This is a genomic window from Pelovirga sp. (assembly GCF_059864205.1).
The window spans coordinates 1-9,455 of sequence record NZ_JCBCBS010000094.1 but is presented as its reverse complement, the minus strand read 5'-3'; the positions used below and the strand labels follow the sequence as shown (position 1 = coordinate 9,455).

Here is a 9,455-nt window from a genome sequence, read left to right as displayed (position 1 = left end):
TCTACACACGACCCTACACTCTTTCCCTACACGACGCTCTTCCGATCTAGCATGAAGGCGCTAAACGGAGCGGAATCGGTCTTTTGGGTGCTTTCCTGAATGGCCTGGTAGTACTCGGCCTGGTGCTCGAAGATCAGGCTTTCCACCGGGATATCGGCGAACAAGGGATTCCAGCAGGCCAGAATCAGGCTCTGCCACAGCCGCCCCATGCGGCCGTTGCCGTCGGCGAAGGGGTGGATGAATTCGAACTCGTAGTGAAAGACCGAACTGGTGATGAGCGGATGAGCGTTGGTAGCGGCCAGCCAACGGAACAGATCGGCCATCAATTGCGGCACCCGGTCTGCGGGTGGGGCCATGTGAATCAGCTGCTGCCCTGCCATCAACTCCACGCCGCCATGACGATACAAGTCCCGCCTCGTCGATCAGCCCGGACATCAGCATCCGGTGCGCCTGCAACAGGTCTTTTTCGTGCTCTGGCTTCCAGGTGTCGAATCGGTCGTAGGCGGCGAGGGCGTTTTTCACTTCCTGTACCTCGCGGGGCGGGGCGATGACCCGCCTGCCTTCCAGAATCGCGGTGATCTGCGCCTCGCTCAGGGTGTTGCCTTCGATGGCCAGCGAGCCGCGAATGGTGCGGACACGATTGATACGTCGTAGCCGCAAGGCTCTCGCCTGGTCGGTGAGCACGGTCAGCCGCCCCAGGCCAAAGCTGATCGCGGCGACCCGGTTCAGGATCTCGGGGGTGATAGTGTAGGGTGGCTGGTAGGAGTTCAAAGCGATCGGCAAAGGCGGCCAGCCAGTTTCGCGCCGTATCGCTCTGGCTGTTCTGTACGCCGCTCAAGGACCGGGTCACAGTGGTGCGCAGACTGTTCTCACCAGCACCAGCAATGAAATTTTCGATGAATTGGCGCTTGAGGCGAATAATGCGGTAAATGCCGAAATCAAGGTCGTGATCCTCGAACTGGTACATCTCATTGAGAAAGTCGCGCAGTTGATCAAATTCAGTGATCATGGGAGATCCTTGAGGTGAGGTATTTCAATCAGTTCGGCGGCACGGGTGTAGGGAATAATCGCCCCGGTTGGACATCCCTGCCAAAGTGCTTCGCGATGTGACGCATCGAACACCTGTTTATTGGTCGGAAAAGTTCTGGCAACCAGTGCAATAATGGCTGTTTCCGTTTGACTGAGCGGTGGGACATCTGTCAAATCGGCATTGGATATCTCATCTACCAGATCGCGATAGTTGTTAAGCTGAGGTCCCATCGGCAAAGCCGCATAGGTGGAGCCGGTCATGCTTCGACCAAGATCGCGACAGGCGCTCATGTCGGCATACCAGAGGTATTTGGCCGCGTAGAGCATACGATCATCCTTTTTCAACAATGGACGCCCTAACTGCGCTGCAAATGCATCGAGAACCAGACGAATGCGGGGAATGGAAAATTCACGGTTGCCGGTGTGTTCATTACACGGGTTTTTCTGTAACAGAGTCCGCAACAGGGCATCCATCGACTTGCTTTGAATGACCCCTGACTCCCAGCGTTTGATACTGGCAATGCCGATATCCAGAGCATCGGCCAAGGCCTGTTGCGACAAACCCTTTTCCTGGCGCAGACGACAAATCTCTTCACTGCCGAGCAGGCCAACCGCTTGTCGATAGGCGTCGGCAAGCCGTTCCTGCATGGTTGCCGCCTCATCAATACTGGCGAGTTCCAGGCCACATTCGCCACACTGGTGAATCCTGGCGGTGTAAGTGACATCGACACCTTTAACCTGCGCCTGCTTTTCAAGGTCGACCAGCGTTACTCGCCCCTGACAGCTGGGGCATGTCTCTTTTATGGATTGACTCATTTTGTGGTTCTCCCCTTCTCCCCCGTACTGGTGCAGATATGAAGCGACACCAGGTAAAACCATGCGTTGTAGATAGAAAACTTGTAGTAAACGCGCGTTTCAAATCTCTGGCATGACACCGAAAAAGCCCACAAATCGAGATTGCGAATCCGCTTTTCGTAAGATTTTTCCGGCGGATGATGACCTGCGTAATGATCCGGTCCGGTGTTGTTCAGCAGATCCAGCAAAACCAGCTGCAATTCATGCCGAATCGAATAACCTAGCGCCATGGCGTCGGCAACGATAACATCGGGTTCAATAAGAATAATTCGATTATCGTGGACTGCATCCAACGCGACTTGAAGCTTGCCGTTCAGTTCCTTATGACTCGGTCTTGCCATGGAGCCCCCCAAAATAAACCGAGGCGGCAGGAACCAGACCTCGGCTTAAGTATGGTATCAATTGATACCAATGTCAAGAAATTACATGAATTAATCACCAGTGCTAAAAACCCCAAAAAGGGTTAAACACGCATGCCCCAAGTCGCTCTACCCACGAAAGCTATACGACACAGATGATATCAATTTGAGCCGATCTTAATGCTCGACAGACTAGCAAATTTTCCGATATTCCAGAAGGAAAAAGGCCGGTTAACTTTGACAAAGGCTATTCATTGACGAACAAAACTCAACCGAATCGTGGCCCATTTTTCCCAAAGAGCATAACCACCTTTATTAGTTGCCGGTTTTCCAAAAACTCCATACAGCGATTTCCAGAAACCCGGCGTTGGTTTACCAGACAAACGACCCACCCTAAGGGTTTAGCCGTCGGCCCCTGCGGACTCATAAGCCATGGCGCGGATACGGTGCACCTGTTTCTTGCTGACGGGAGCATTGAGGTAATGTTTGACTCGGGCGATAATGTCGCGGGACTGGATGCGTTCACCTTCCCTGGCATTGAGGTAGCAGGTCAGCACATAGCGTTCGACCCGGTTCAGTTCCGGTTTCCGGATCAGTTCTTCTCGCCTTGTCTAGGAGAATTCGACCCGCGCCATGGCTGAACCAGTCTGGACACCAAGGCAACAAAAAACCCGCCTATTAAGCGGGTTTCCTGACCATCTTGGATTATGATGGATTGTCAAATGGTGGAGGTGGCGGGAATCGAACCCGCGTCCGAAAGCTATCCGCGTAAGGCTTCTACATGCTTAGTCTGTAAATTGAATTTAACCTTGATCAGGCTCCTACAGACAGGATACGGATCAGGCGAGTCTGCTTTTAGTCTCGTTTCGAAGCCACAGTCTTTCTTCAAAACCAGCCCGCTGCAATTAACGTCCCATCAGCCACACAGGCGATGATTAACAGGACGTAACAGCTATTAAGCTGCTAATGCGTAACTAACGTCAGAGTCTGCGTTTAGTTAAGTTGGGCTTTTTTTCGGAGCCAGCCCACTCCGGCATGCGGCACTTCGTTTCCTTCCCCCGTCGAAACCTTGACACCCCCATTGATAAAGTCGTTGAACTGCGATGTTGTAATTATCTCAAAAATAGCGAAAAATAGCAAATCCATCCTGCTTGTTTTTTCCATCTAAACAAACGTTAGGACAATCCAAATCCAAATCGCTATCGGGATCGAAATCGAAAGCGAAACACGTAACTCGCTAGCCAGAGAGGATCAGGCAATCTACAACAGCAAAAACGCTCCCGATAGCGATAGCGATTTCGATTTGAACTTAAGAACCGGTCTAGCCATTCCTGGCTATCGTGCATGCTGCTTCACAGCCTTGGCCATCTCGCGGTCTGCTTCTTTGCTCTTTAAGGTTTCGCGTTTATCATGGAGTTTTTTTCCGCGACCAAGGCCGATTTCCAATTTAATGTAATTGTTCTTGAAATAAATCTTGGTTGGAATCAGGGCCAACCCTTTTTGCTCGGTCATGCGGATCAGCTTGTCGATTTCAGTATGATGCAGCAACAACTTGCGCATCCGCGTCGGATCGTGATTTTCGCGATTACCGTGGGTGTATTCGGCAACATTCATGTTGTTGATAAAGACCTCACCATCCTTGATCCGGCAGAATGCTTCTTTCAAGTTGACCTTGCCGGCGCGGATCGATTTGACTTCCGTTCCGGTCAAAACCAGACCGGCTTCAAACACATCACTGATAAAATAATCGTGATAGGATTTTTTGTTGGTGGCAATGATTTTGATTCCCATGGGTGTGTACGTCCCTTTACTGCTATTTTTTCATCTCAACCGCAACGACAACCGGCATAAAAGCGTCCCGTTTGAGACGGCGGGTCAGATGATAAATCAAACCAAAAACAATCGTCATGCCGGCGACAGCTGATAACGCCATCAGTAATTCCGGATCAAGCGCTGAAAACCCGGAATGGCCAAGCTGAAATCCTAGACCGGCGCCGCTGAGCAATCCCAGCACCGGGAAGATATAGAGGATAAAGGAAGAGCGCAAAAAGTTTTTGCTGCTGGTCGCCAGCCTGACTCGATCGTGTTCCAGCGCCCGCGCATCATTGCGAGCTTCGACCTCGCGCAGCTTACCATGACCGGGCCGACACACACCGGCAGCCTGGCAGGCGTCACAGGCCGTTTGCTTGTGACATTGCACCAGAGCGATACGCCCACCCTCGCGCAGGGCGATCACCGTTCCAAATTCCTCCACCATGGTTGTCTATACCCCGGAAAGCTGCGGCACTCCATTGCGGTAAATTTGTATTATAGCATCCGTGACAATGCCGGAGGTGAAATATTCATGAAGTTCACCGGCAGCGGCAACGGGGGCACTGACAACCTGGAAACTGCTTTTTTTGCCGGTGTTCAAGCTGCCATAATCCTCCCCAACCCCTAGGGCATCTGCTCCCTGCTGCGTTGCCATGGCAAAAATGGTCGGCGCGTCGAGCTCTCCGGCAAACCAGCGAGCGGCAAAATGCATTTCGTCCCAGATCGACAGGCTATCATTGCTGGCCAGACTGTCGGTACCAAGAGCCAGGTTGACGCCGGCTTTTTGCAGCCGCCGGGCTGGTGCCTTGCCAACATTCAGACGTGCGTTACTGCGTGGACATAATGCCAGTGACATCTTGTTGCGCCCCAGCAGCTCGATCTCCTGGTTATCAAGATGAACACCGTGGACCAGCAGATTTTCCGGGAATAATCCGCCGACCTTTTCAAGATAAGCCACAGGGCGTAACCCGCTCGGTGGAGGGATAAACCTCTGCCAATTGATGGCATGGTAAAAACGCTCAGCAATGGCACCACGGCTGTCACGGGTAAAGGTCAGTTCTTCTTCCGATTCGGCAACATGGGTGCAACAGCGCAGGCCGCGGCCTTTACATAGATCATAGATATGGCGCAAATAGCGGTTACTGATGGTATAGGGGGAGTGGGGGGAGAGGCCAAGAACAGTTTCTGCGGCAAAGGGTTCTTCGAGGGTCTGATGCAGGGCTTTTTTCAGCCGGTCGATCATCGCCGGATCCTGTCCCAGGGTTTCAAGGAAAACAACCCCGGCCAGCGGCGCGTTATGATAGACGCTACGCGCACTGTGGTGAGCGAGAATATCCCCGACCACACCGGTTCCGGCTTTGCAAGACTGTTCAATACCGTTCACTAGTGCGTGGCGATAGCTATCGGGGTCGAGGTTTTTTTTAATCTGGATCAGCCGGAGAATCCAGTCAATGAACCCCTTGTGTTGTTCAACCTGCTTTCCCTTCTTATCCGCCCAGTGACAAAAATCGGTGAGCTCCAGATGGGTATGGGCATTGACAAATAAGGGGAGGATAACGGCATCGTCATAGTCACTAACCGTGACGCCGGGATAGGTTTTTTTCAGGGCCGTCAGGCTGTCGACAGCAACAATCCGATCAGCATTGCACAGCAAGGCTCCCCTTTCAACTGGAGAGCTGCCCGCTGTAACCAGGAACCTGGCAGCAATGATCTGGAGGTGCTGTTGCTGCATCATCAGCCGTTCTGTGCTGCCGACTGACAGGTTTCAGCAATGGATGAGAGGATAACCTGTAGATCAGTAGCGGCAACAATCTCAAGCTGTTCCGCCAGTACCGCTTCAAGAATGGCATCGGTAGCCAGGGGATTGGCCAGAACGACACGGAACACGGTGAGCTGTTCCGTTCCATAGACCGCGCTGCGCAAGCGCGTTCTGGAGACAAAGGTCTTGCCGGCCTCGCGCTGACGTTTTTGTACCTCGCGGGTCAACTGATCCAGCAACAGATTCACCTCACGCCGGCGCTGTGGGTCGAGATTGGCCATCTGTTGCTGCAGCCAGGCGGGGTGATAACGGTAAGTGAGGATATTGAGCTCCGGTGCCGTGATCAGCTCAAAGTCGGGATGGGCAACGATCATCTCAGCAAAACGCCGAGCTTTATCGATCCCCAGATCAATCAACAGCTCATAGCCCCGCCGGCCGATGATGGACAGCCCGGCATGAACCAGCATCGCCTTGCCCGGACGTGAACCTTCAAGGGTATGGCTACCGAGATCCTTGGAGCCTTCACGCAAAATATAGTTGGCATGATGCTCAATAGCAGTCAGGCTATGGGGGTCCTTGAAGAGAACCATCCCTGCCCCCATCGGCACGTAAAGTTGCTTATGGGCATCAATGGTGACCGAATCGGCCCGTTCAATACCCTTTAACAAATGGCGATGGGTATCGGAAAAGAGGGTTGGTCCACCCCAGGCGGCGTCGATATGAAAATGGCAACCGGCCTCAACAGCAAAATCAGCCATCTGTTCCAACGGATCGACATGTCCGGTTTCTGTGGTCCCGGCAATGCCGACCAGCGCCAGTACACGCATATTCTGCTGCTGCAGTTTGCTGTAGGCATCACGCAGACACTGCATGTCGATCCGGTTATTCACATCCGTATCCACAATGACCAGTTGTTTGCGCCCGATACCCAGCAGATCGGCGGCTTTGCCGAGGGAATAATGGCCGCGGCGTGACACCAGTATCGCCAGGCCGGCGCAATCAAGATACTCGAGGGTGCGCTGCAGGCCTTCCTCTGCCAGACCGGCAAAATCTTCCCGAGCACCACAGAGGCGATTGCGGGCAGCCCATAAAGCGGTGATATTGGCGATAGTTCCACCGGAACAAAAAGCACCTAGAGCGTGACGACTGTCATGGATCCATTGCTGATAAAAACCGTCATCGCCGGCGTAAATCAAGCGGTGCAGCATCGCCAGTACCTGCCGTTCCATCGGCGTGAAGGCTTTGGACGTTTCTACTTTCACCAGGTTCTGATTAAGTGCCGTCATGATACGCGACAGGGGCAACATAAAATAGGGCAAGGCCGATGTCATGTGACCAATAAAGCCGGGAGCTGCCGTGTGAACCGACTGGGCGACAAGCTTTTCTTTAACGAAGGTGGTGTAATCAGACACAAAGGTCGGTTCATCGGGGATACGGCTACGGGAGAAATCCTTCTCGATATCCTCGAGGCTACGCTCCAGGGCGACCACATGTTTCTGCAAAAAATCAGCAACATTCTGGGTAATAGCCTGGTCAATTGCCCCCAGGGTCGAATCAGGGGCCTCCGGTACCGTAAAGATGCGGTAGAGGTTTTCCAGATTAGCCCGCGCTGTGTCGGTCATGACAGGTCCATCAGATAGCCGTTATCAATCAGTCGGGTCTGACCAACAAAGGCGGCGATAAGCAGCACTGAATCCTTGTCAATCCGTTGCTGCGGTTCAAGGGTCAATTGATGGCAGATGGCAACATAGTCACTGCGAATCAGCGACTGGGCGCCAAGGTGGCGAGAGACGGCGGCTATAACTGTAGCGACCTCCCCTTCCCCCTGTTTGACGAGATCCTGCGCCAGGGTGATCGCCTGCGACAGAGCCAGTGACTGGCGGCGCTGCTCAGAATCGAGATACACATTGCGCGAGCTCATTGCCAGGCCGTCAGCTTCACGGTAGATCGGCATGCCGATGATCTCAATCGGCAGGTTGAGATCTTGCGTCAGCCGCTTGACCACCGCCAGTTGTTGAAAATCTTTGCTGCCAAACAGGGCAACATGGGGCTGGACAATATTGAACAGCTTGGTCACTACGGTACAGACACCACGAAAGTGGGTCGGTCGGCTGGCACCACAGAGTCCGGCGGTGATACCGCTGACGTTGACCTCGGTGGCATAACCTCGCGGGTACATGGCTGCGCTTGAGGGCGCAAAAACCAGGTCAACACCAACTGCCTCGGCCAGAGCACAATCCTGTTGCAGATCGCGCGGATAGTCTTCAAAATCCTCCCCCTGGCCAAACTGGGTCGGGTTAACAAAAATGGAAAGCACCAGCACATCACCGCGGCGGCGCCCTTCTTCGAGCAGGGACAGATGCCCAGCATGAAGAAACCCCATGGTGGGCACAAAGGCAATCGTTTTACCGGCAGCACGCGCGTGCGCCAATTGCTGCTGCAGCGACTCTATCGATTCTACAATCTCCATCCCTTAACACCTACTTGAAGGAGTGATCATCACCGGGAAATATCCCCTGCTTGACCTCGTGGATATAGTCTTCGATGCCGCGCGAAATCACCGGGGCAACATCAGCATAGCGCTTGACAAACTTGGGCGCATATTTGTCGTAGAGCCCGAGCAGATCATGAATCACCAGGACCTGACCATCACAGCCGACTCCAGCCCCGATGCCGATGGTGGGTATCGTCAGCAGGCGGGTAATTTCACGCGCCAGCAGCGCCGGGATACCCTCCAACACCAGGGCGAAGGCCCCAGCTTCTTCAACGGCCCTGGCATCGGCAATCAGCTGCTGGGCCTGTTCCTCAGCTCGACCCTGTACCCGAAAACCACCCATACGATGGATCGACTGCGGCGTCAGACCGATATGACCAACCACCGGAATATCAATATCGACCAGAGCGCGGATAGTGGCCGCCATCGGCACGCCGCCTTCAAGCTTGACCGCCTGGGCACCACCCTCTTTGATCAAGCGGCCGGCATTGATGCGTGCATCACGGATATCGGTCTGATAGGACATGAAGGGCATATCGGTGACCACCAGGGCCTGACGGCTGCCGCGCATGACCGCCTTGGTGTGATAAATCATTTCGTCCAGGGTGACCGGCAGGGTGTTGTCATAGCCGGACACCACCGAGCCAACCGAATCACCGACCAGAATGATATCGATACCGGCTGCGTCCATCAGACGCGCAAAGGGATAATCGTAAGCAGTCAGAACGGCAATCTTGCTCTTGTCCTGCTTCATACGGGCAATATCAAGGATGGTTTTTCTTTTTTCCACGATGACGTATCCTGTTGGTCAAAACAAAAAAAGCCCTCCGTCGCAACGAAAGGCAACAGTCGAAGCACCCGGCTTCACTGCGTAGATTACCATTTCGTCCCGGTCATAATGATCCAGGCGCTTATGTTGCTTCTGCTATGTTAAAAGGCCCAGCAAAACTCCGGCACCAGTTCCGGGTCGCAGGGCTCCTTCGCCAATCAGTCCAATAATATTATCTGGTTATCTATTTGACTCCAGTAAATCAGAAAACAGGATATGGATTCTGCGACTACGCCTCGCTCCGCGCAGAATGACACCCGTTTTTTTCCATCAACGTCCTTCTGTGTCATCCTGCGCGAAGTCGCAGGATCCAGATTA

General features: G+C 53.4%; 11 protein-coding genes and 1 other RNA gene. All 12 read right to left on the bottom strand.

Going from position 1 to position 9,455, the window contains the following annotated elements; all coding sequences use genetic code 11:
• Positions 1-26: 26 nt before the first annotated feature.
• The 12 genes from AC6F7T_RS06470 to panB all read right to left on the bottom strand — a co-directional run bounded on the left by AC6F7T_RS06470 (position 27) and on the right by panB (position 9,098).
• Positions 27-380 carry a Fic family protein gene (locus AC6F7T_RS06470; RefSeq protein ID WP_500717182.1) on the bottom strand — a complete coding sequence of 118 codons (354 nt, stop codon included), beginning with the start codon at positions 378-380 and terminating at the stop codon, positions 27-29.
• The gene (locus tag AC6F7T_RS06465; protein ID WP_500717181.1) at positions 380-1,009 is read right to left on the bottom strand and encodes a hypothetical protein; all 630 of its coding nucleotides are present in this window, start codon (positions 1,007-1,009) and stop codon (positions 380-382) included. Before AC6F7T_RS06465 ends, AC6F7T_RS06470 begins: the two co-directional genes overlap by 1 nt.
• A complete protein-coding gene (locus tag AC6F7T_RS06460) occupies positions 1,006-1,845 on the bottom strand; it encodes a type II TA system antitoxin MqsA family protein (RefSeq protein ID WP_500717180.1) in 840 nt (279 codons plus the stop codon). Before AC6F7T_RS06460 ends, AC6F7T_RS06465 begins: the two co-directional genes overlap by 4 nt.
• Complete coding sequence (locus AC6F7T_RS06455; RefSeq protein ID WP_500717179.1) at positions 1,842-2,225, bottom strand: hypothetical protein; 384 nt, start codon at positions 2,223-2,225, stop codon at positions 1,842-1,844. The genes AC6F7T_RS06460 and AC6F7T_RS06455 overlap by 4 nt, the downstream gene beginning before the upstream one ends.
• 419 nt (positions 2,226-2,644) lie before the next feature.
• On the bottom strand, positions 2,645-2,800 hold the full coding sequence (locus tag AC6F7T_RS06450; RefSeq protein ID WP_500717178.1) for a hypothetical protein: 156 nt from the start codon (positions 2,798-2,800) through the stop codon (positions 2,645-2,647).
• Between the two features lie 166 nt (positions 2,801-2,966).
• Positions 2,967-3,323: a transfer-messenger RNA gene (ssrA, locus tag AC6F7T_RS06445) on the bottom strand.
• 255 nt (positions 3,324-3,578) lie between these two features.
• Entirely contained in the window at positions 3,579-4,034 is a 456-nt protein-coding gene (gene smpB / locus AC6F7T_RS06440) for an SsrA-binding protein SmpB (RefSeq protein ID WP_500717177.1), read from the bottom strand.
• Positions 4,035-4,056: 22 nt separating this feature from the next.
• A complete protein-coding gene (locus AC6F7T_RS06435) occupies positions 4,057-4,500 on the bottom strand; it encodes a SoxR reducing system RseC family protein (protein ID WP_500717176.1) in 444 nt (147 codons plus the stop codon).
• Between the two features lie 6 nt (positions 4,501-4,506).
• A complete protein-coding gene (locus AC6F7T_RS06430; RefSeq protein WP_500717175.1) occupies positions 4,507-5,790 on the bottom strand; it encodes an amidohydrolase family protein in 1,284 nt (427 codons plus the stop codon).
• Positions 5,790-7,436, bottom strand: coding sequence for a pyridoxal-dependent aspartate 1-decarboxylase PanP (gene panP, locus AC6F7T_RS06425; protein ID WP_500717174.1), 1,647 nt, complete (start codon positions 7,434-7,436; stop codon positions 5,790-5,792). Before panP ends, AC6F7T_RS06430 begins: the two co-directional genes overlap by 1 nt.
• Positions 7,433-8,284: a pantoate--beta-alanine ligase gene (gene panC, locus AC6F7T_RS06420; RefSeq protein WP_500717173.1), complete on the bottom strand. Its 852-nt coding sequence runs from the start codon at positions 8,282-8,284 to the stop codon at positions 7,433-7,435. The genes panP and panC overlap by 4 nt, the downstream gene beginning before the upstream one ends.
• Positions 8,285-8,294: 10 nt before the next feature.
• On the bottom strand, positions 8,295-9,098 hold the full coding sequence (gene panB, locus AC6F7T_RS06415) for a 3-methyl-2-oxobutanoate hydroxymethyltransferase (RefSeq protein ID WP_500717172.1): 804 nt from the start codon (positions 9,096-9,098) through the stop codon (positions 8,295-8,297).
• Between the last annotated feature and the right edge of the window lie 357 nt (positions 9,099-9,455).

Excerpts from the sequence above, each read along its gene's own strand:
- panP (WP_500717174.1), bottom strand. The coding sequence starts at position 7,436 with ATGACCGACACAGCGCGGGCTAATCTGGAAAACCTCTACCGCATCTTT.
- AC6F7T_RS06430 (WP_500717175.1), bottom strand. The coding sequence starts at position 5,790 with ATGATGCAGCAACAGCACCTCCAGATCATTGCTGCCAGGTTCCTGGTT.
- AC6F7T_RS06470 (WP_500717182.1), bottom strand. The coding sequence starts at position 380 with ATGGCAGGGCAGCAGCTGATTCACATGGCCCCACCCGCAGACCGGGTG.
- panC (WP_500717173.1), bottom strand. The coding sequence starts at position 8,284 with ATGGAGATTGTAGAATCGATAGAGTCGCTGCAGCAGCAATTGGCGCAC.
- smpB (WP_500717177.1), bottom strand. The coding sequence starts at position 4,034 with ATGGGAATCAAAATCATTGCCACCAACAAAAAATCCTATCACGATTAT.
- AC6F7T_RS06435 (WP_500717176.1), bottom strand. The coding sequence starts at position 4,500 with ATGGTGGAGGAATTTGGAACGGTGATCGCCCTGCGCGAGGGTGGGCGT.
- AC6F7T_RS06455 (WP_500717179.1), bottom strand. The coding sequence starts at position 2,225 with ATGGCAAGACCGAGTCATAAGGAACTGAACGGCAAGCTTCAAGTCGCG.
- AC6F7T_RS06460 (WP_500717180.1), bottom strand. The coding sequence starts at position 1,845 with ATGAGTCAATCCATAAAAGAGACATGCCCCAGCTGTCAGGGGCGAGTA.
- AC6F7T_RS06465 (WP_500717181.1), bottom strand. The coding sequence starts at position 1,009 with ATGATCACTGAATTTGATCAACTGCGCGACTTTCTCAATGAGATGTAC.